We start from the raw sequence: 22,145 nt of genomic DNA, 5'->3' as shown, positions 1-22,145 counted from the left end.
GAGAAGCTATCCCCAAAGCACTCATTATCAATAATTTTTTGATAAACTGTACAGAAAAAAGGCAGTCGGCATCTTCTCCAGGGGCGACCTCTCCGGCGGCCCAGTGATTCCAAGCACAGCTTACCCTGTGGCCGAAAACCATTTAAACCGCCAGTTCAATCCTATAAAACCGGGCAGGCATGGGTTTATGATCTCAAGTACATTGCCACTGGTGAAGGCTGGCTCTATCTGACCATCGTCATGGATTTGTATGATCGGAAAGTAATCGCCGGGCCGCCGGAGAGGTTGGGCGTTAAGCAAGTCGATGAAGGCGTCTGAGACGATCATTCCAGCTTGGCAAATGGCTATAAAAAAGTTGCTTAAACATTTGTCCAGTATTGTGTTGCAAGTCCAAGTTGGTTATGGAGGCTCAAGTTGTCCAACAGTAACTTGAGTAGTTCTCCACTTACCAGCCAGCGCCACGTAAAAAAAAGACTGAGTAAAGAAGAATATCTACTTATAAAAAAGCCCGTTCTAGATCTAGAACGGGCTTTTTTATATTGACTTGAAAAACTATTTAGTTAGTATCCAGGGTTTTGCTTAAATATACCCTGCTGAAGGTCCATTTGAACTTGAGGAATTGGAAGGTATTCGTCTTTCCCAGTTGTAAATTTAGCTCCTCCATACCCTAGCGTTAGCTTTTGGCTTTCATAGGCCAAATAAGCATTTAATACAGTGGAAGCCACGCCCCAACGAACAAGATCATAAAAGCGATGTCCCTCACCTGATAGCTCTAATTTGCGCTCAAATTGAACAGCGGTCCGAGCAGCGGCTTTGTCTGCAAATGCAGTTGTGTAATTGCTGATTACGTAGTTAGCGGCATTACTTCCGTTCGTGCCTTTAACCCAGAATGATGCGTTAGCGGCCCGAGTTCTAACTTGATTTATATACGTGCGAGCCGTTTCCAGACTACCAACCTCAATTTCAGCTTCAGCCGCCATTAATAAGACATCGGCAAACCGAATGATGTTATAATTGATAGCAGAGTAACCATCGGTCCAGGAACTACCATCGGTCAGTGTTTTATCCTGAGACCGATAATATACGAACTTCTTAGGCGAAAACGGACCTGCATAACTCTGGTCACGAATCCAGTCAAGACCTGGGTGCACCTGCCAATCAAGGTAGGGAATACCCCGGCGGCCTATCGACCAATCCAGACGTGGATCAACGGGACCAGCATCAGGCGTAAACGGAGCGCTTGAGGCAATGCCCTGGTCATTTTTCAATTGGTTGGCACCTGTATTATAAGAGCCATCCAATAAAGGAAGTCCAGTAGCACTAACGCGGAATGAGTTTGCTAATTCAAAACTTGGGGCGAAGAATCCGCAGCAACCAGCAGGTCCATTTGAACCAGTATTATACGGAAAGTTCAAATCCAGTTCTTGTGCTGAATTTGCTACATCACCCGTGTTAACCGCAGCCTGGATAGCAAAAATAGATTCTTCGTTATTATCCTTCGTTGCATTGAAAACATCCGTATAGTTGGCTACAAGTGCGTACTTTTTACCATTTGTAGTAGTTCCATTGGCAATAACCAGATCGAATAGGGTTTTAGCTTCTGTATACTTCTTCTGGTATAAATACGTCTTGGCTAAATAAGTTGCAGCAGCCCATTTATTCGCCCGACCAGCCGATGACTGGGTTTCGGGCAGATTATCTTGCGCAAATTTGAAATCAGCTTCAATCTTTGGCCAGATATCAGTGTCGTTTTTAACCAACTCAATACCGGAGCCGTAATCGACTGTTTCATCTACATAAGGCACCATATTAAACGAGCGCTTTAACTCAAAATAATAATGAGCCCGTAAAAAGCGTGCTTCAGCACTTAATCGTTGTTTATCGGCGGCAGAAACGTCGCTACTGGCGGCAGGAAGCGCACGTAATACAGCATTAGCCCGGCTAATACCTTCGTACATACCTCTCCATTTGTCATTGACATCCCCGTTACTTGGGAGAATCTCAAAACGCTGGAAGGTATTGAAGTTTGTGTTACCGCCACCATCTCCCGAGTTAGACCCTTTGTTAGCGTCTCCCCCCGAAATACTACCACGTACCCAGTTGAACGAGCTAGTAGCTCTCGAGTAGCCCCGTCCATTTAACTGAGCATAGGAAGCCAGCAGCAAGCCTTCAAACCCAGCCTTACTCGTTATTTGGTTAAGGGCCAATTGGCCGGTAGCCGGTACATCCAGGAATTTATCCTTACAGGCGAATGTAACCAGCGAAATCATCGCCGTTACCAATGCACCTTTTATAATGGTATTTTTCATAATATGATTTACCTGAAAAATTAGATAGTTAATGTTTGACGTATCGAGTTCATGTCAGCACAAACTCGATACTAATTCGCCATCAGTTAGAAGCCGAAGCTCAAGCCAACGTTATACCCACGAGTAACTGGATAGTTACCAATATCGATACCAAAATTCTGGTCAGCTGATCCACCAACGGCTGGGTCTAAGCCACTGTATTTTGTGATTGTGAATAAATTGGTAGCCGACAGAGACAACCGTAACCGGCTTAGATTCGCTTTGTCGAGAAGCTTAGCAGGGAAGGTGTACCCCAACGTCAGGTATTGCATCCGTCCATAAGAGCCATTTTCTACATAGTAGGAATTGGATTGTGTGTTCGTGCTAAAATTCGACGTGTTTTCGAAAATGGGGACAGAAGTATCCGTGTGTGTTGGTAACCAGGAGTCTTTCACACGGGCGCTGACAGCCGCTCCAGGGAAAGAGGGGTAGAAGTCAGTGTACCATTTCGAGTTATTAAAGATTTTATTGCCTAACGACGCATACAACTGGGTATTCAAATCAAAGCCCTTGTACTTCAGGGTTAAGGTTAAACTACCTGTAAATTTGGGAATTGGGCTGCCCAGAAAGGTTCGATCGTTATCATCGATCTTATTATCGCCATTCAGATCCTGGAAGCGGAATCGGCCTGGGGCGGCTCCTGGTTGTGCTGGAGCGGCTGCCACTTCTTCTTTCGTGTTAAACAAGCCTAACACTTGATAGCCATAAAAAGACGACAGATCATGACCAGGTTGGTTACGAATAACAGGCGTACTTAACCGCTGGCCATTTGCCTGGAAATACGGTACGGATGGAGCAATGGCCGTGATTTTGTTATCCAGTATACTTCCCACAGCGGTAACTTCATACCCCAAGTCACTAACAATGTTGCCACGTGTCGTGATTAACAGGTCAATTCCCTTGTTACGCATACTGGCTACGTTAATATAGGGTGGGCTGGCACGATCACCAACCACGCCTGGTAGCGCCAGCGGATAAAGCAGATCCTTGGTGTCTTTCTGCCAGAAATCAAGTACCACTTCTACTTTATTATTAAAGAAGGCCCCATCAATACCGATGTTCGATGTGATACTAGTTTCCCATTTGGCAGTTGGGTTACCAAGTTGGCCGCGGAAGTAACCTGACTGTACCGATGTATTGGCACCCGTAATGTCATAGCTGTTAGCAGCGCCAGATGCATAAAGGGTAAACTGATTGGTGGCCGTTAAGTAGTTCGAATTTCCCATTAGCCCATAACCACCCCGAAGTTTCAGGTCTGATACCCAGGGCAGGTTTTTCATAAACTCTTCTCCAGAAAGACGCCATGCTGCTGAAACAGCGGGAAATACACCATACCGATTTTCGGCACCAAACTGCGATGAGCCATCGCGACGAACAACACCGGTTAAAATATATTTGTCGTTATAGATGTACCGAGCCTGGCCAAACAAGGAATAGAAATTATTGCCTTTGCCATAATAGCTGTTTACACTACGCGTAGCACCTGGTGTTGTTGTGCCAATTGTGACATAATCAGGATCGGTTGTAAATGGATTCTGACCCGACCCACTGATACCACGACCGCTACCGGTATTAAGTGCTTCAATACCTGCTAAAACACTAATATCATGAAGGCCAAACTTTTGTTTGTACTGAGCCGTGTTGGTAAATGTCCACGCTAAACCAACGTTTGACCCTTCGTTATAAACATAGTTCGTATTGTTCTCCGAGTTTTCATACTGCGCCCGGTTATACGAATTATTGTAGTTGCTGAAATAGGTTCCGCCAAGACTGCTACGAAGTGTTAACGCTGGAATAACATCATACTCTAAGTAGGCATTACCAAACGCAATAAGGTTATAGTTGAGATTATCTTTTGCCCCAATACGGTTAGCTACTGGATTCCGGGCATTATTGAAACCAGATGCCGCTGTACCTGCATAGCCACCGAATACATTGTATACTGGGATAATGGGTGCCTGCCGAAACGCCAGAAGAATGTCGTTCTCATCGGCAGCTACACTGGAGTTATTATTGGTGCCATTACCGAGTGCGCTACCTGTACTTCCCTGAAGACCAGTGGTTGATACATAGGCTAATTGAATATTCTCACCGAATCGCAGTTTTTTCGTGATATCAAACTCCGTGTTGACACGCAATGTGTAGCGCGAGAAATCATTGTAAGTAATGATACCAGCCTGTTTTTGCATGCCTAAACTGAGGTAGAATCGACTTGATTCAGTACCACCCGAAAAGCCCAGTGTGTGGCGCATCAGCGGAGCAACACGGGTAATGGCTTTGTACCAATCAGTACCTTGTTTATTGGCGGCAATAACGTTATAAATAGCACCATTGGCTGGATTAACGTTATACTTTGCGGCTTCGGCCGTTAAATCTACCTGTGATGCCGCTAAGCCAGTTTGACTACCGACCAACAGGTAGTCTGGCAAAACAGGAGTTTGTCCTGAACCATATTGACCATTGGCAATGCCTGTAAAGCTATCTGGGCCAACGGCAATGCCGGCCTGATAAAGATCATTCTTACGTGCCTGCCAAGTCCAGTCAGCCTGCTCCTGCGGGTTTAGAATTTTCTGGCCGTGGCCTGGATCTGTTACGCCATACAAACCGTCGTAACTAATACTCAATTTTTGAGCACGGCGTTGGCCTTTCTTGGTCGTTATGACGATGACACCAGAAGCCGCCCGCGCTCCATAAACCGACGCCGATGCCGCATCTTTCAGAACAGTCGTGGTTTCAATGTCATCTGGAGCGATGTATTGAATCGATTGTGTAGGCACGCCATCGACTACGTATAAAGGCTGGTTACCACCAAACGACCCAAAACCCCGTACCCGAACCTGACTGGTTGTTCCAGGTTGGCCATTTGTAATAACAGTTACCCCGGCAACTCGCCCCTGCAACTGCTGTTCTACGTTGGTAGAAGGGACTACTTTTAACTGGGCTGGCTTCACCGTAGAAACGGCCCCGGTCACATCCCGGCGATTTTCGGTCGAATACCCGGTTACAACGACTTCGCTTAAGGCTGTAGCATCATCCTGGAGCCGTATATCAATTGTAGATTGATTGCCGATCGAAACCTCCTGCGTTTTAAAGCCAATGGCAGATATAACCAGTACTGGGTTCTCTCCCCGGATACTCAGCGAGAAACTACCGTTTGCATCGGAGCTGGTACCGGTTTGAGTACCTTTCAGTACGACATTGGCACCAGGTACGGCACCTTCGGCACTCGTAATTTTACCCGTCAAACGACGGTCTTGGGCCATGGCAGTTAAGCCACAAAGCAGTAGAACTGCGCCCAGAAAAGCGGTCTGCAGAAACCTGTAGAGCGGTGCTTTCATGAAGATTAGGTTGGTTTTATATTGAGTTAAACGGCTCAATATTATATCACATAAATTATATTTCAAAAAGATATAAAAATAGTGCTAATGAATATTTTTTACCAAAAAAGGCAATCATTAGAATAGTTAAAAAACAATATATAATATATACTGATTACTAGATAGTTAACCTATAAATTAGGTTATATAAATTATCTTTTTTCTGATAAATTAAATTTTAATCAACAAAAATACTTTTGTCCTATTTTTTCAATAAAATAGCCTGTTAAAATCAATTATTTCTTTAGAGGAAATATTGATTTTAACAGGCTATTTTATTGAAAAACTAAGATTCTTAAGTAGTAACTACGTGTTAATACTTAGGTAAATTACTCAGTGCGTACTACAAAATAAGTACTATCTTACAGTAAAAAACGGGGTTTATGAATAAGTAATTTTAATACATTATTTTGGCAATAATTTATTGCACAAAAGGAGTCTCTTTAGGGATAATGTCCCTATTATTTACTTAGTGATTTTTTACGAAAAATACTTACTTAATTTGGAAGAGTAACAGGAGCAAATTGCTATGCCTGAATCGACTCTTTTTCCACCGGCATGCAGCGCTGGCAATACACGGGTTCAACACCTAAGCCCTGCCCCATTCCCTGAGCAGCTTCCAGAGCCATCTCAAAACTTGAATATCCACCTCGCCAACGGCCAGTCAGATAACCAAGTTTACTGGGTTGCATACCCTTACCGTTGTTACAGAACCGGCAGCTTCCTACATGAAGCGTTACTTTTGGATTGCGGAAATAAGCATAAAAATAGTAATTCATAGCGCCTGTAATTCTACATCGTTGAGTAATACTGATGACAGATGCTATATGTAATCCATCAACAGTCTTTTTTACTTTTTATCTGTTCTCCAGACAAATCAGCTGATAAGCGTTACAAATCTTATCAACCATTTATCGAAGACGAAAAAAAAAAATGACTGATGACAGTTTTTTAGGGTTGAATTCGGGATTTAGAAGGTTGAAGCCGATACTCCACGAGTGGAATTAGATTTGTATCGAAGCTCTATAATTTTATTAATCCTATATAAATAATTAAGGTAATCAAAAAAAGATAGCTCCGTTGCAACTTATAGAAACGTATTTTCCCGGAGTCGTTAAAAAATAATTAATTTATCGACCAAGCCAATCTTTAAATTCAGTAACTCGTTCAACGCTGACAAATACGTCCTGACGGGCTATTGGATGCAGCTCAACCTTGAGCTTACTACCTGAATAAGTATGTACTGACTGAATAGCAGAAATGGCCACCAAAAATGAGCGATTCACGCGAAAAAATTGACCCGGATCTACTAATTGCCCCAGCTTATCCAGACTATAATCAATCGACATTGGTGAACCTACCAGGGGCACCAGATAAGTTGCCTTGTTTTCAAAAAAGAAATAGGCTATTGCGTCGGTTCGAATGCTACGCAGTTTGGGTCCAATGCTGATCATAAAGCGGTCGCGGTAGGCAGGTGGTGTCCATTGCCGAATGAATTGATCCGAAACCTGTTGTATTGGTGGCGATTCCGCAGGAAGTTGACGAACCAGTTTGAATTTATTCAACGCCGTTGTCAGCTCATCAAGGTCAATGGGCTTGAGCAAATAATCAATACTATTTGCTTTAAAGGCCTGTAATGCATGGTTTTCATGAGCTGTAGTGAAAATGATTGGGATTGTTAGGTTCATCTGTTCAATCAGACTAAACCCCAGATCATCTTCCAGAAAAATATCCAGAAAAATCAAATCCGGCTGAATCGGCGGTGAGGATTTGAACCAGTTGATCGTTTTAGCCACCGATGGTAACTGGGCCAACACTCGAATAGTAGGGTCATATTCACGCAGTAAAGTTACCAGTCGTTGAGCAGTCCATGATTCGTCCTCAATGATTAGCACATTCATAAGAGCAATGGAATTTTAACCATAAACACACCATCTTGGTAACCAAACCAAACAGGACGTTTCGTAAGTAATCTGTAACGATCTGTAATATTTTTTAATCCCACCCCTGTCGAAACCTCTTTCTGGGGCCGAAGTCGTATCGGGTTCGTAACCAGCAGATAATCGCCTTCAGTTTGTATCCTCACCTGCAATGGCGCTTCGCTTGACATCTGATTGTGTTTTACCACATTCTCAATTAACAACTGTAAGGTTAGTGGAGCAATGCTGTATCTATTGGCCACTTTCGTAGACACATCGGTGACAATCTTCAGCTTTTCGCCAAACCGAATATGAAGTAGAAACGTATAAGCATTCGTAAATGTTAACTCATCCTGAATTTTAATGTAATTCGTGTCGCGTTGTTCCAATATGTAACGAAAGGCTTTGGCGAGTTGCCCAACAAATTGAATAGAAAGTTTAGGGTTAGGTTCAATCAATGAAGATAGGATACTCAGGCTATTGAAGAGGAAATGTGGGTTAACCTGATTTTTGAGCGCCATAAACTGAGCCTGCGTAGCTTCCTGTTTAAGCTGCTCGGCCTTGACGCGTATGTCTTCCAACCGTTTATAGCCTCGTCGGTTAGCCGCCAGATAAAAAGCCGACAACATGGCCATTACCGTCAGCCCATTATCAATTTTTCGACGTCTGTTACGCTCCTCAGGCCTAATAGAAAGGGATTGGACACGAACGGGTTGTGAAAACTGGAAGCGCTCCACCCCAGCCATTGTTACCCACAATCGATGAAAAGCCATATTGAATAAGATGGCTAATGCACCAGCCAATACCAGCGTGACCAGTTGAGCGGGTAGGTCGAACTCAATTAGAAACTCTTTATTCATTTGGCTAAAGAATCGCTCCTGAATCCAATCCGTTACCACAAGCCAAAGCCCAAAGAACAGAATCGTAACGATAATCTCCATGATCCAGAAGGGCCACACATGCTGAACCAGGGCAAGCGAGAGGTTATCAATATGAACGTACAGTCGGATAGGCCAGTAAATAGCAAAAATAGTAGTAGCGAGCTGCCACTTTTGCTGATAGGTCAGCTGGCTCTCTGTCTTGGTTTTCATTATTGAGGAAGCTAAATCAGTATCTTCTTTCTGGAATTGAGTAGCAGTCTGGTATCACACTATGCTGAAACGGGAGTAACTACTAAATCGCTAACGGGAATAAGTACATAAACGATTGGTAGATCAATCGTTTTTCTTTACGCTTATACTAGTGTATGGTGGTCCTCCAAGGGTATATAGGATTGGAGATAGCTTAAGATCCTACTGATGGTAGTGAATGCTACTTCACTACGCTTGGTTTACTAGCCTATTACGCTGACAGTTATAACCGCGCAACTGTACAGGCAAGCTTCTAGGTTAAGCCTGGCCATCCTGGGAAGCCCTCAAATATATGGATTCATGCGTAACTGTTGGCCATACTTGCTCATAAAGATAGATAGCCCTTTTTCCGCTCAGGACGCCGTGTTCTGAATTAACTCAGTTTACAATCAATTCTTCTGCTCAATTGATTCTCCCCCCGTGACAGTTCACAAGGGGTTTTTTCCGTTTCAAGGCATTTGTGCCGGGGTTCGGCAAAGGCGACGCCTACTTTTGAACGGTTAAACAACATCTATCTAAAAACAGTCCGCTACAACGGATTCCTCTTTTTATGAAAACTATCTTACTCTCTTACCCGAACCCTTCTAGTCAATCAGGCTTCGCTTTGAAAAAAGGGCTATTCGTACTCCTTGCTTTGATGGCTCTTTTGATGACCAGCTGTAAAAAAGAAACTGAAGTGAATCCAACAGGTACCTTAACGGCCAATGCCGGGGCCGATCAACAGGTCCAGGTTGGTCAGGTCGTTACCCTGGATGGTGGTGCCTCTCAGGATAGCCAGGGTAAACCCTTTACAATCCAATGGGCTTTGGTTCGCAAGCCAGCTAAAAGCACGATTACCCTGGTTAATGCTACCGCTGTCAAGCCAACGTTCACACCCGATGAAGTTGGTGAGTATGAACTACAACTGACCGTTTCGAATGAAAATGGTAAGAGTACCGACAACGTGGTAATTGCCGCTTCGGTAGCGCAGCCCGTCACTATCAACCAGAACATAACCGTTAAAACCGTACTGACCGACCGAATTGCCAATCCCGATCTGCCCGACTATATCGTGGCCAAATCAGTTAGTGTTCAATCTGAACTAACCATCAATCCAGGCGTCGTGATCGCTTTTGAACGCGATACCCGAATGGACATCAACGACAACGGTGGACTGATTATCGCGAAGGGTACGGCAAGCCAGAAGATTCGATTCGTGGGCGTTGAAAAAACGAAAGGGTTCTGGACTGGCCTGATGCTCTATTCAGGCAGCAACGCAAACGTATTTGAGTATGTAGAGGTACTTCATGCCGGTAGCCGCCCGCTTTATTCCCTTATAAAAGCAGGTATGTATGTTTCTGGAACGAAGGCGCAGATTGCCGTAAAAAACAGCCTGTTTGCCGAAACGACGGGGTACGGTTTATACATACAGGATGGCGGGATTATTCGCGAATTTGCTCAGAATACATTTGCGAACAACACGGAGTCAGGCCTGATGCTCAGTGCTGACAATGTGCCTCAGTTAGATGCAGCATCTATTTTTACAAGCGGAAACGGGCGGAATGTTGTAGAGGTAATGGCTTCCAGTGTAAAAGGGGCTGATGAAGTAGAGTGGACCCCATTTACGGATAAAACTCCCTACCGTATCAATGGCGAATTAACTGTAACCACGGGCTGGTGGCTGAACCCTGGGCTTACCCTCGAAATGGCTCGCGATGCCGTAATTCGGGTTAATACAGGCGGCTATATGAGCGCCAGAGGAACGGCTACAGCTAAAATCACCATTACAGGAGCTGAGCGCACCGCTGCCTTCTGGCGAGGAATTATCTGTTACTCAACTAGTGCTCAGAATATCCTCGAAAACGCGATTATCAGCAATGCCGGAAGTGTTGCCATTGTGTCGGGCAAAAAGACGAACATCGCTATTTACGGAACAGGTGCTACAATGGCCATCAAAAATACGCGCATCAGTGGTAGTGGTGGTTACGGGCTCTTTGTCAGCTACGGCTCATCGGTCAATGCTGACGTGATGACGGCCAATACATTTGAATCAAACGCGCAAACAAACGTGCTGATTGAAAAGTAAACCGATGAGAGAGGTAGTATAAAAGTCGGAACTAATCGCTCTGAAAACGGTTTATGTCCATGAAACAAGTTCAACTTAATAAACTCATTTCAATCATGGCAGCAGGATCAAATGCCGTAGAAGCAACCGACGCAAATTTCAACGAACTTATAAATTCTGACAAACCCGTTTTAGTAGATTTCTGGGCAGAATGGTGTGGCCCCTGTCGGATGGTCGGCCCAATCGTCGAGCAACTTGCTGGCGAATACGAAGGTAAAGCCATTATCGCTAAAATGGACGTTGACCAGAACTCACAAACGCCCGCTAAATTTGGTATCCGCAGCATTCCTACGCTGATGGTGTTCAAAAATGGTCAGCTAGTCGATAAAGTGATTGGTGCTACGTCGAAAGGCGTATTAGAGCAAAAGCTGGTAGCCGCAATGGAGCCCGCTACGATCTAATTTTTAGAAGTAGAAAAGGGAGGAGGGGGAGTAAAGGGAAATATACAGCATCCCTTTACTCCCCCTCCTCCCTTTTCTACTTTTTTTATTACACCAACATCCGCATTGGATCTTCGAGCAGTTGCTTAACCGTTTGTAGGAACGCCGAACCCGTAGCGCCATCCACCACGCGGTGGTCACAGGAGAGGGTCACTTTCATGACATTGGTCGGCTTCGCTACCTCATCTTCAAACTTAACCGTCTGCTTAATAGCACCAACGGCCAGAATGCATGAATCGGGTGGGTTGATGATGGCCGTGAATTCGTCAATGCCAAACATACCCAGATTCGAGATGGAGAACGTGCTTCCCTCCCAGTCTTTTGGCTGGAGTTTTTTGTCTTTCGCTTTACCGGCCAAATCCTTCACTTCGCCCGAAATGGTCGACAGTGTTTTCTGATCAGCATTCCGAACAACGGGTACCAGCAAGCCCTCGTCAACTGCGACAGCTACGCCGATATTGACATATTTGTACTTACGAATTTTATCACCAAGCCAGGATGAGTTAACATTCGGATGTTGTTTCAGCGCTAATGCTGCCGCTTTGATCACGAAATCGTTAAACGAAACCTTCACCGGGCTAAGGCCATTGACCGTACCACGCAGCGCCATAGCCTTGTCCATGTTGATTTCCATGGTCAGGTAGAAGTGCGGAGCCGTGAACAGGCTCTCGCTCAGTCGGCGGGCAATTGTTTTCCGCATCTGGCTAACCGGAACATCCTCATAGTCGCCAGTTGGTGTTGGTACTGGAGCCGGAGCAGCTGGTTGCGCAGCAGGTGTTGGCGTAGCGGCTGGTTGAGCAACGGGGGCAGCAGGTTGAGCCGCTGGCGTTGCTTTACCCGGTACAAACGACTCAACGTCGCTTTTCACAATACGTCCTTCCGGACCGCTACCATGAACCTGAGCAAGGTTAATTCCTTTTTCTTCGGCAATCCGCTTTGCTAAGGGAGAGGCTTTTACTCGGCCATTCGATTCCGATACATCACCAGCGCCACCCGCATAGGACAAATCCGTATCGGCACTGGCAGGAACATCCGCCTGTGGGTTTTGTTCGGCAGTTGCGCTACCACCTTCGCCGGTAGCGGCCTGTTGGCCATTACCACCGTCGAGCAGAACTTTGAAGTTAGCCCCTTTTTCACCGACAACAGCAATGATGTCGTCAACGGCTACAGACGCGCCTTCTTTTACACCAACATAAAGCAGCGTACCTTCTTCATAGGCTTCGAGATCCATCGTGGCTTTGTCGGTTTCGACTTCGGCCAGTACATCCCCCGATTTTACAGTATCTCCTTCTTTTTTATGCCAGGCTACAATAGTGCCTTCGGTCATAGTGTCGCTCATTTTCGGCATCCGAATAACCGATGCGTTGACCTTCTCACCCGGAGCCGCCGAAACAGCTTTCGGTTCGGGCAACTTTGTTGCGACTTGCGTACTTTCGCTAGCTGCTGGAGCCGGGGCTGGTTCTGGTTTGGGGGCAGGAGCTTCCTGGCTACCGCCACTCGACCCATTCAGCAATGCTTTGTAGTCTTCTCCATCAGCACCGATAATAGCCAGAACGCCATCTACCGGAACCGAAGCGCCTTTTTCAACACCGATGTAAAGTAGAGTACCTTCTTCGTAGGACTCCAGGTCCATCGTTGCTTTATCGGTTTCAACTTCGGCCAGTACGTCGCCGGATTTTACTTTATCGCCCACCTTTTTGTGCCACTCCGCAATGACGCCTTCGGTCATTGTGTCGCTCATCTTGGGCATTCGGATTAATTCAGCCATAATTAGCTATGTATGTAATCGGGTTATACAAAAAGATCGGCCGGGCCTACAACGGTGGACGACACCAGAACGTTGGGCCAACATGCCGCTGGACTGGCATTCCACTGGGCTGGCATTCCAGTTAAGAGTCAAAATTAGTGTAAAGCAAGTAAGATTGTATCTTTCTGAATAGGAAAAAGGAGGTGGTGGTGGAAGGAGAGGAAAGGGAAGCGGCAGAAAGTCTAAATTCTTATACCATTCAACCCATCCTCCCTCTCATCCCCTTCCTGGTTTCCTCCCTTTTTACTCCACCCAAAGCACCAATCCTTTCAGGTAGCCGCCTTCGGGGTGAAACAAACTTACTGGGTGATCGGCAGGTTGGCTCAGGTGATGCAATACACGTACCTGACGCCCGGCTTCAATGGCCGCAGCTACAATCGTATTATAAAACAACTCCCGATCTACTACCTGCGAACACGAAAACGTAAACAAAAGTCCCCCCTTGGCTACCCGACGGAACCCTTCTGCATTCAGGCGTTTATATCCCTGCACTGCCCGGTGTCGTGCCGACAGGCTTTTGGCAAAAGCGGGTGGGTCCAGTACAACCACATCGTATTTATGGTCGTGAGCCTTTAAATAATGCATCACATCTTCGGCATACGCTTCATGCCGGGTATCATTCTCTCCAAAATTGGCGGTTATGTTCTGATTGGTCAGCTCAATCGCTTTCTGCGAAACATCGACTGAGTGCACCAACTTAGCGCCAGCCTTAAGCGCATACACCGAAAACCCACCCGAATAACAAAACGCATTCAGGACATTCTTACCCTCAGCATATTGTGCCAGCAATGCCCGGTTATCACGCTGATCGAGGAAAAACCCCGTTTTCTGCCCCGTAATCCAGTCAACCAGAAACGTATTGCCATTTTCCTGAACCGGGTGTGGCACGGGCGTTCGGCCAAACAGGTACCCATTTGTAACGGTTGCGCCGTATTCTTCAGGCAGTGTGCCAGCACTTTTATCGTATACAGCCGTCAATTCATCACCAAAAACGGTTCTGAGCGCTTCGGCAATGATATCTCGTTCGCGGTGCATACCAATGGAGTGGGCCTGTACAACAGCCACACCATTGTACATATCTATAATCAATCCCGTACAGCCATCGCCTTCGCCGTGTACCAGTCGATAGCAGTTTGTATCGCCCGTAACAATTACTTCCCGGATGCTGCGGATATGGGCCAGTTTCTTTGTCCAATAAGGCAGATCGGGCGTAACGGGGCCATCTGCCGTTGCGCCAAACGAGAAAATACGTACGGCAATGCTCCCATCGTGATAATGTCCTGTGGCTAGATACCGATTTTTATTATCAAAGACTTCGACAACGTCGCCGTCGTTCAGGTTACCTTCATAGCGGCTAATGGCCCGCGAAAACACCCAGGGGTGGAAACGTCGAACCGCTTCGTCGCGTCCTGCCTGTAGATATAATTTGGAAAATGTCATTCGTATTGAGGAAAGACCGCAAAGATAGGGAGAAAAGGGAGGAGGGGGAGGAAAGGGAGGAGGCAGGAAAGGAAAAATCACAAACTGAGCACTATATTATTGTTCTTCCTTCTTCCCTTTCCTCCCCCTCCTCCTTTTCTCCTCTTTATTAACTTTTTTCCGCATATCCGAGCCATATTTGCGTTTTAAAGCCGCAAACTTTTTTCTACCTATGCAACGACGTAGTTTTCTTAAACAATCCGGGCTGCTTACAGCCGGAGCCTTCGCCCTAAGCCAGTCCGATTTACTAGCAAATGCATTTGCTAAGCCCATCAATCCATTTGGTGCTCAGCTGTATAGCGTTCGCGATGCGATGCCCAAAGACCCGAAAGGCGTCATGACGCAATTGGCTCAAATGGGGTACAAACAATTTGAGAGTTATGGTGGCCCACAGGGGTTTTTGTGGGGCATGGAGCCGAAAGAAATCAAATCGTTTCTCGACGGACTAGGCGTAAAGATGGTCAGTACGCACTTCAATTATCGGGGCGAGGTTGATAAGCCAGACCAGCTCAAGAAAAGTATTGAAATGGCGCATGATGCCGGATTAACCTATCTGCTCTGCCCTTTCTACGGTCCACAAAAAACCTGGGATGATTGGAAGAAAGTGGCCGACCAATTCAATACGGTTGGTGAAGAAGTTAAAAAAGCAGGACTGAAATTTGGTTATCACAACCACGATTACTCATTCCGGCCCCTCGACGGAAAGCTTCCACAGGAATTTCTGCTTGACAACACCGATCCTAAGAACGTAATGTTTGAGCTAGATTTGTGCTGGATTGATGTGGCGGGTGTGAATACAGAAGAACACCTCAAAAAGTACGGCAAACGCTACGAACTCTGCCACGTAAAAGATTATACCGTTAAAGACGGCAAGCCTGTTCAGAACGACTTGGGCAAAGGCAATGTGGACTTCAAAAAGACCCTGCGCATAGCCAAAGACAGTGGCATCAAATACTTTTTGGTAGAACAGGAACAATACCCTGAGTCGTCGCTATTGAGTATGAAAAACGACGCTGAGTATATGAAGACGTTGTCGGTGTAATGTTTCTGAACCGGGATTTAGCTGATTTAGGGATTAAAACTGATTTTGTTTTATAATTCGTTTCGAAGAAACGCAAAGCAAAATCAGTTTTAATCCCTAAATCAGCTAAATCCCGGTTCAATTTTCCTCCCGCGCCGAAAACAACCTCTTTAACCAGCCCTTCTTTTCTTCGGCTTCCTCTTTTTGTTCGTTTTCGGTAAGCTGATATTTTGCCAGTGCCCGCAAATCGGGCTGGCCTGCGTCTACCCAGCAGGTGTACCAAAAATCGCCAACCATTTTGACCGACGCTCGCATCTGACGCTCGACTTGTCCTTTCAATTGTTCGTGGTAGCGTTGTGAGAAATCTGCCGAATAAACTTTGGTGGTAATGCCATTTCGCTCTTCGAAACCGAATTTGCGCGCTTCACCCACCTCTACGGTCAGTTTGTGCTCAAAACGCAACACAGAATCCAGAGCCGCATTTGCATTGAACACCGCCCGCCAGGCGGATTTCTGGGGCGAATAAATGTATTCGGCCTGTCCCGTCAGAAAATCATAGTCTGTACTAAATAACTCCGGCAACCGCGACTCCCAAAAACCGTGAATTCCTTGCTGGTTGGTTAACTGACCATTGTAGTTGCGTGTGGTATGCAATGGTACATTGGCATCAGCAATATAATGCCCCAAATCAGCAGCTACACGCAGAATTCGCCGAACATCCTTCTGTTTTAAGGCTTCGGTCAGTTGATACTTTGTCAATTGAATTTGCCAGGGAACCAGCCCGTGTAATGCCAGCGTGTCGGTTCCATACCGATCTGTTGCTTCTTTATAATAGCGTGGAAGTGTAGCAGTTGATGTATCTGGATAGGCATCGAGGTCGATGAAATGACGGGGAGCTTCACCAACTACGGCATATCGGCGTTTATCGGGATTTACGGCATTATCGGCTAAAAAATTAATGTGCTTTTTAAAAAATGGCATCATTTCGAGTGGCAGCGTAAATACAGCCAGCCGGTTAATTTGCTGATGTGCATAAAACCCCCACAGTGGATGCTGCCAATTGGGTCGGTGTTTGACCGAATGACCCAAAACTGACCAGTTTTCGATTGGATTTTCGGCCCTAACGGCGTTGCCGCTTACTAAACTTCCAAAAAAAATAGTAGCCGAAACAGACAACCAAATAAAACAATTGTACATTTGACAAAACATGGTACTTTAAGCGGAAAATAATTAACTATTCAATTAAACGACCATGCAATTCAGAATAATATTTCGAAAAACAAATAAAACTCGAACAAACATGAATGCCAAGTCAAGAGGATATACCCTCATTATTGTGTTACTCTGCGCTTTTGCTTTAACAATCTACGGTGCCTATTCACCTGCCAGAAAAGCGCAGAAACAGCAAGTTGTGTGTGTTAAATTCAAAAAAGGGGTCGAAAGTGCAGCAGTTGAGCAGCATATGAACGGTTTTGCGTCCCTAAAGCATGAAATTCCACAGGTCGTTAATTACACGTCGGGCAAGACAATTTTGCCAAATCAGGCTGTTTCTGATTATGACGTAGTCCATTACCTGACGTTTCAGAGCGAAGCCGATATAAAAACTTTTGAGAACAGTGCAGCTTACAAACAATTCGTTGCCCAGAACCAGGGTATCTGGGAAAAAACCCTGATTGTCAATGCTGACATTCGCCCATAAGCGTGGGTATTAGAAAGAATTTCGGGTGGAACTATTGCTTGTTCCATCCGAAATTCTTATTTTTGCGCCCTCATATCGCGACAACGATCTCATTTATATACCAATGGCAAACCATAAGTCATCAAAAAAAGCAATCCGGTCGAGTGCCAAGAAGCGGCTGTTGAACCGTTACCAGCATGTTACGACTCGGAACATGGTGAAAAAACTACGTCTTACTACCGATCACGCAATGGCAGTTGAACTGTTCAAGTCGGTTTCGTCGGCGTTGGACAAACTCGCTAAGCGTAACATCATTCACAAGAATAAAGCATCCAATAACAAGTCGAAATTGGCTCGTTTGGTTAATGGCCTGAAAGTTGCCACTGCTTAAGTACTAGTTATTTGTTATTGGCTTATAAGTTATTGATGGTTATGCCGCGACGAATAACTTACTGATCAATAGCCGACTTTCGCTGATACTTCATCACAGAACCTTACCTTTTTGTAGGTAAGGTTTTTTTGTGCATTTTGTCATCGAAAATCATCCCGTAACTTACTTAATCCTATGTCGTATCAGACCTCTGGCACCATTCAGAGTTGGGCCGAAGAAGACCGCCCACGCGAGAAACTCATGCTAAAGGGCAAAGCGGCCCTGTCGGAAGCGGAACTGATTGCCATTCTGATTAACTCCGGTACGGTTGATCTGACCGCGGTTGATGTAGCCAAGATCATTCTCAAAAGTGTCAACAACAACCTCAACGACTTAGCGAAACTAAGTATCAAAGACCTCTCAAAATTTCGGGGTATTGGCGAAGCAAAAGCGATTAGCGTTATAGCGGCCCTTGAACTGGGTCGCCGACGGAAAGAGCAGGACCGTCCGCAACGCGCCAAAGTAACATGCTCGCGCGATGCCTACAACGAAATGATTCCGCACCTGATCGACAAACCGCACGAAGAGTTCTGGATTTTATTGATGAACCGCGCCAACGAAATTTTACGGCCGGTTCAAATCAGTACGGGAGGGGTTTCGGGAACGGTAGCCGACCCCAAACTGATTTTCAAACAGGCCATCGAACATCTGGCTTCTTCCATGATTTTGTTCCATAATCATCCGTCGGGCAACCTCCTACCGTCGCAGGCTGATAAAGACCTTACGAAAAAACTCAGAGATGCCGGGCGGCTTCTGGATATCCCGGTGCTCGATCACCTGATTTTTACGGACAAATCCTACTATAGCTTTGCTGACGAAGGGATTTTGTAAAACTTCATTTGATAGTCATTCTGTTGTCATTAGTTGTTTGTCAATAAATGACAACCCATGACCACCAATGACTACCAATTGGCTCTTTCCATATTAAGCCCCCGCATCACTTCCGCCCGACTCAGTCCACGAACCTGACCGGGTATCATGCCTTCGGCAGTGAGATCTTCGATGGCCCATCGTACCAACCGAAGTGTTGGAAAACCTACGGCGGCTGTCATTTTACGTACCTGCCGGTTTTTACCTTCATGTAATGAAATGTACAACCAGGATGTTGGTATAGTAGCCCGATACCGGATAGGTGGATTCCGCTCCGGCAAGCCGGGCTCAAGCATGATACGGGCATCGGCAGGTAATGTGTGGTAGGATTTCCCATCTACCGAAATGGTAACGCCCTGAGCAAGCTGCTGGCAAGCCGCTTCTGTTAACGCCCCATCGACCTGCACGTAATAGGTTCGATTATGTCGAAACTTCGGGTTTAACAGCCTATGATTTAACTGCTTATCATTCGTTAGTAACAGCAATCCCTCGCTATCTGCATCAAGCCGCCCAACTGGATATACATCCGTCGGAAACTCAAAATCCAGGTCAGCCAGTGTTTGCTTATCGCCCTCCCGCGAAAACTGGGAGAGCATGAGGTAGGGCTTGTAGATGAGGAAGTATTCTGAACCGGGATTCATGTGATTTAAATGATTTCCTTGATTTTAAGATAACAGACTCAACAAAATCATAGTCAGTCAGGCAAATCTCATAAATCCAGGTTCAGATATACCGGGCAATGATCCGCATGAACGGCATCGGGAAGCATCTGGCAGTCGATGATTTGGTCGCGAAGATTATCGGTAACGGAAGCATAGTCAATACGCCAGCCTTTGTTATTGTTTCGCGCTCCGGCCCGGTAACTCCACCAGCTGTAGGCCACTTCATCAGGATGTTTGTACCGAAATGAATCGGTCATGCCGGAGCCGAACCACTGATCCATCCAGGCCCGTTCTTCGGGTAGAAAACCCGTTGAATTCTTGTTCCGTATGGGATCGTGAATGTCAATAGCCGTATGAGCAATGTTATAATCGCCAACAACAATTAGTTTTGGACGGGTCTTCTTCAGGTTTTCAATGTAGTCGTAGAAATCGCTTAGAAACTCCATCTTCACCCCTTGGCGCAACTCTCCGGATGTACCGGAAGGAAAGTAGCAATTTAGTAATGTCAGGTCGTTGAAGTCGGTGCGAAGAATACGGCCTTCGCAATCGTATACTGGCAAACCACAGCCTAGCACGACGTTGGTAGGGGCGATTTTGGAGAACGTAGCCACACCCGAATACCCTTTCTTTTCAGCCGCGTGCCAGTGATATTGATAGCCTAGTTGTTCAAACAAAGTCAGATCTACCACATCGGTGGTTGCTTTGACCTCCTGAAAGCAAATAATATCGAAGCTATTCTGGGCAAGCCAGTCGATCAGGCCGTTACGGATAGCCGCCCGAATGCCATTAATGTTGTAGGAAATGAGTTGCATTAAAAAGTAGAAAATGCAGATAATTAATCTGTCGTAGTGTCTCTTTTTTTGACTTCGTCAATGATTTCATCAATCATCAGAATATCGTTCAAATCTTTGGTACGCCGGGCTAGTAATTTGGTTTCACGCAAATCATTTATATGAAGAAAATATATAACCTGCCCACCTTTAGCAGTAAATGCCCTGGCTCGTTCTCGGCAAGCCTGATAATCCAATCGATGATGTACACTGGTCAGAACATCCATTGGGATGTCGTGAATACGAATCATCTGAGGCTGCGTAAAATCAGCTTCCTGTATATCCTGAACCATATCTTCATCATAGCCGAACGACAACAAAGCCTGCACAAAACGATCTCTGTTATCATTAGTTGGTTCAAGCCAAAGATCAGCATCCTGGGTAAAACGCACAGCCCCATTAAGGATCATAGCTAATCCGCCTATCAAGATATATCGAAGCTTATGGGTATCAGCTGCTGCGATAAACTCCAAAAATTCTGAGCTCTCTACATCCATGACGGCCTCATGATAGTGATGCTTTTGGGTAGTTTCGGAGGAGCTCCTACTAGACCGTAATACATTCGGCGTAGGTTAATAAAGACCTGCCATCGGTCTTCAGGAGTCATTGCAATTTGCTCCCGAACCTGATCTTCATGTGGGCCATTCAAGTCTGAATAGAACGTAATACGTCGCTTCTTTTCCATCTTTAAAGTAGATAAACACAGAGAAAACAGAGGAACTACAGAGACCACAGAGATTTATTTTCAGTGACCTCCGTGATTCCTCTGTTTTCTCTGTGTTAAATTTTAAAGTGATCCCGGTACTAATTCATCGGTCTTTGCTGAAACCCGCTTATTATCAGTAAAGAGCAGTACAAACACCACCAATACCACGGCTGCAATACCTGCTGGAACGAGCCAGAAGCTAGTCCAATTAACGGTGTCTCCCACTTTAAACATAGCTTTTACTACACCCGAGAGATAAGAACCAATTCCCATACCGATACCGTAGGTAGCTAGCGAAATTAGTCCCTGAGCCGATGATTTAATCTTTTCGCCCGCTTTATTGTCGGTATAAATCTGGCCCGTTACAAAGAAGAAATCGTAACAAACGCCGTGCAGAAGAATGGCAAGATATAACATCCACTCTCCTGACCCTCCATCACCATAACCAAAGCAAACAAACCGAACAATCCAAGCAATCAGGCCCACAATTAGCATTTTCTTAACACCCAGGCGAGTGTAGGCTAGTGGTATTAATAACATGAAAATTACTTCTGATGCCTGACCCAAAGACATCTTATTCTCAACATTCTGCATACCTCCATCTGTGAGAGAGGAGTTGGCCATTGCGTAATAGAACGAAAGGGGTATGCAGATCAGCACCGACGACAGAAAGAAAATAGCGAACGAGCGATCTTTAAACAATTTGAAGGCGTCGAGCCCCAAAACCTGCGAGAACGATGTAGATGTAGTCGCCTTGGGAGGTGTATTAGGTAGAAAAAATGAGAAAACACCAAGTGCGATTGCCGAGTACATTGACAATTGAAAAATAGTCACTTTATCACCAAAACCATAATAGCCAACTATATTATTGACGACAATCCATGAGACGGTGCCCAACACACGAATACCTGGAAATTCTTTTTCAGGGCTCGCCATCTGCTGCATTGCAATAGATGACGAGAGTGCCAGCGTCGGAGCAAACGTTAGGCAGTAAACCAAGAGTATCCAGAAGAATTGGTCTGGATCATTAATTTGGATGAGAAAATAGAGAATTACTGCACCTAGTAAATTCAGTATACCCAAAACTTTCTGAGCAGCAAAATAACGGTCGGCAATCATACCTACGAAAAAAGGCGCGACAAGCATTGCAATCGAAAACGTTGAAAAAGCAGCTCCCTGCTGTATAGGAGTAGCATGAAGTTCTGTTTCAAGATATTTTGTCACTTGGCCATACCAGGCCCCCCAAACAAAAAACTGGAGGAACATCATGACCGAGAGTTTAACGCGGGTCGTTGACAGCATTGTAGATCTAGTAGTTAAAGTTTAAGCCGATGAAGGTAGAAA

The 22,145-nt window shown here is 45.4% G+C and carries 19 protein-coding genes; 6 read left to right on the top strand and 13 right to left on the bottom strand.

Annotated elements, in window-relative coordinates; genetic code table 11:
- Window positions 1-120: 120 nt before the first annotated feature.
- The 6 genes from ACYVGO_RS32050 to ACYVGO_RS32025 all read right to left on the bottom strand — a co-directional run bounded on the left by ACYVGO_RS32050 (window position 121) and on the right by ACYVGO_RS32025 (window position 8,735).
- The gene (locus ACYVGO_RS32050; RefSeq protein WP_460972803.1) at window positions 121-327 is read right to left on the bottom strand and encodes a hypothetical protein; all 207 of its coding nucleotides are present in this window, start codon (window positions 325-327) and stop codon (window positions 121-123) included.
- A 233-nt stretch (window positions 328-560) separates the two neighbouring features.
- Window positions 561-2,309 carry a RagB/SusD family nutrient uptake outer membrane protein gene (locus ACYVGO_RS32045; protein WP_460972802.1) on the bottom strand — a complete coding sequence of 583 codons (1,749 nt, stop codon included), beginning with the start codon at window positions 2,307-2,309 and terminating at the stop codon, window positions 561-563.
- A gap of 86 nt (window positions 2,310-2,395) precedes the next feature.
- Window positions 2,396-5,686, bottom strand: a complete 3,291-nt coding sequence (locus ACYVGO_RS32040) for a SusC/RagA family TonB-linked outer membrane protein (RefSeq protein WP_460972801.1) — start codon at window positions 5,684-5,686, stop codon at window positions 2,396-2,398.
- 566 nt (window positions 5,687-6,252) lie between these two features.
- Window positions 6,253-6,504: a hypothetical protein gene (locus tag ACYVGO_RS32035; protein ID WP_460972800.1), complete on the bottom strand. Its 252-nt coding sequence runs from the start codon at window positions 6,502-6,504 to the stop codon at window positions 6,253-6,255.
- A 351-nt stretch (window positions 6,505-6,855) separates the two neighbouring features.
- A complete protein-coding gene (locus ACYVGO_RS32030) occupies window positions 6,856-7,626 on the bottom strand; it encodes a LytR/AlgR family response regulator transcription factor (RefSeq protein WP_460972799.1) in 771 nt (256 codons plus the stop codon).
- Entirely contained in the window at window positions 7,623-8,735 is a 1,113-nt protein-coding gene (locus ACYVGO_RS32025; protein ID WP_460972798.1) for a sensor histidine kinase, read from the bottom strand. The genes ACYVGO_RS32030 and ACYVGO_RS32025 overlap by 4 nt, the downstream gene beginning before the upstream one ends.
- Window positions 8,736-9,324: 589 nt before the next feature.
- Here ACYVGO_RS32025 and ACYVGO_RS32020 point away from each other — a divergent pair.
- Both ACYVGO_RS32020 and trxA read left to right on the top strand, forming a co-directional pair.
- Window positions 9,325-10,839, top strand: a complete 1,515-nt coding sequence (locus ACYVGO_RS32020) for a PKD domain-containing protein (RefSeq protein WP_460972797.1) — start codon at window positions 9,325-9,327, stop codon at window positions 10,837-10,839.
- Between the two features lie 95 nt (window positions 10,840-10,934).
- Entirely contained in the window at window positions 10,935-11,279 is a 345-nt protein-coding gene (gene trxA, locus ACYVGO_RS32015; RefSeq protein ID WP_142774434.1) for a thioredoxin, read from the top strand.
- Window positions 11,280-11,367: 88 nt separating this feature from the next.
- On the opposite strand, the gene ACYVGO_RS32010 is transcribed toward trxA, so the two are convergent.
- Together ACYVGO_RS32010 and ACYVGO_RS32005 are read right to left on the bottom strand one after the other, a co-directional pair.
- A complete protein-coding gene (locus tag ACYVGO_RS32010) occupies window positions 11,368-13,086 on the bottom strand; it encodes a pyruvate dehydrogenase complex dihydrolipoamide acetyltransferase (RefSeq protein WP_460972796.1) in 1,719 nt (572 codons plus the stop codon).
- 282 nt (window positions 13,087-13,368) lie between these two features.
- Window positions 13,369-14,565 carry a class I SAM-dependent rRNA methyltransferase gene (locus tag ACYVGO_RS32005; RefSeq protein WP_460972795.1) on the bottom strand — a complete coding sequence of 399 codons (1,197 nt, stop codon included), beginning with the start codon at window positions 14,563-14,565 and terminating at the stop codon, window positions 13,369-13,371.
- Window positions 14,566-14,776: 211 nt separating this feature from the next.
- On the opposite strand from ACYVGO_RS32005, the gene ACYVGO_RS32000 reads away from it, so the two are divergent.
- Window positions 14,777-15,646 (top strand): sugar phosphate isomerase/epimerase family protein, encoded by an 870-nt coding sequence (locus ACYVGO_RS32000; protein WP_460972794.1) that lies wholly within the window; start codon window positions 14,777-14,779, stop codon window positions 15,644-15,646.
- A 117-nt stretch (window positions 15,647-15,763) separates the two neighbouring features.
- Here ACYVGO_RS32000 and ACYVGO_RS31995 read toward each other — a convergent pair whose 3' ends face one another.
- Window positions 15,764-16,822, bottom strand: a complete 1,059-nt coding sequence (locus ACYVGO_RS31995) for a zinc dependent phospholipase C family protein (protein WP_460972793.1) — start codon at window positions 16,820-16,822, stop codon at window positions 15,764-15,766.
- Between the two features lie 103 nt (window positions 16,823-16,925).
- Between ACYVGO_RS31995 and ACYVGO_RS31990 the strand changes: the two genes are divergently transcribed.
- The 3 genes from ACYVGO_RS31990 to radC all read left to right on the top strand — a co-directional run bounded on the left by ACYVGO_RS31990 (window position 16,926) and on the right by radC (window position 18,564).
- Complete coding sequence (locus tag ACYVGO_RS31990; RefSeq protein WP_142774439.1) at window positions 16,926-17,324, top strand: Dabb family protein; 399 nt, start codon at window positions 16,926-16,928, stop codon at window positions 17,322-17,324.
- 103 nt (window positions 17,325-17,427) lie between these two features.
- On the top strand, window positions 17,428-17,694 hold the full coding sequence (gene rpsT, locus ACYVGO_RS31985; RefSeq protein WP_142774440.1) for a 30S ribosomal protein S20: 267 nt from the start codon (window positions 17,428-17,430) through the stop codon (window positions 17,692-17,694).
- A 174-nt stretch (window positions 17,695-17,868) separates the two neighbouring features.
- Window positions 17,869-18,564, top strand: a complete 696-nt coding sequence (gene radC, locus ACYVGO_RS31980; protein WP_142774441.1) for a RadC family protein — start codon at window positions 17,869-17,871, stop codon at window positions 18,562-18,564.
- Window positions 18,565-18,635: 71 nt separating this feature from the next.
- Here the strand turns inward: radC and ACYVGO_RS31975 are convergent, their stop codons facing one another.
- The 4 genes from ACYVGO_RS31975 to ACYVGO_RS31960 form a co-directional block, all read right to left on the bottom strand.
- Window positions 18,636-19,244 carry a pseudouridine synthase gene (locus ACYVGO_RS31975; protein ID WP_460972792.1) on the bottom strand — a complete coding sequence of 203 codons (609 nt, stop codon included), beginning with the start codon at window positions 19,242-19,244 and terminating at the stop codon, window positions 18,636-18,638.
- Window positions 19,245-19,312: 68 nt separating this feature from the next.
- Complete coding sequence (locus tag ACYVGO_RS31970) at window positions 19,313-20,077, bottom strand: exodeoxyribonuclease III (RefSeq protein WP_460972791.1); 765 nt, start codon at window positions 20,075-20,077, stop codon at window positions 19,313-19,315.
- A gap of 23 nt (window positions 20,078-20,100) precedes the next feature.
- On the bottom strand, window positions 20,101-20,592 hold the full coding sequence (locus ACYVGO_RS31965; RefSeq protein ID WP_460972790.1) for a DUF6036 family nucleotidyltransferase: 492 nt from the start codon (window positions 20,590-20,592) through the stop codon (window positions 20,101-20,103).
- A gap of 290 nt (window positions 20,593-20,882) precedes the next feature.
- A complete protein-coding gene (locus ACYVGO_RS31960) occupies window positions 20,883-22,103 on the bottom strand; it encodes a nucleoside permease (protein ID WP_142774444.1) in 1,221 nt (406 codons plus the stop codon).
- Window positions 22,104-22,145: the final 42 nt, after the last annotated feature.

It is taken from the genome of Spirosoma migulaei, from assembly GCF_054776855.1.
Note: the sequence above shows the minus strand (reverse complement) of the source record. Positions and strands in the feature narration are given on the sequence as shown.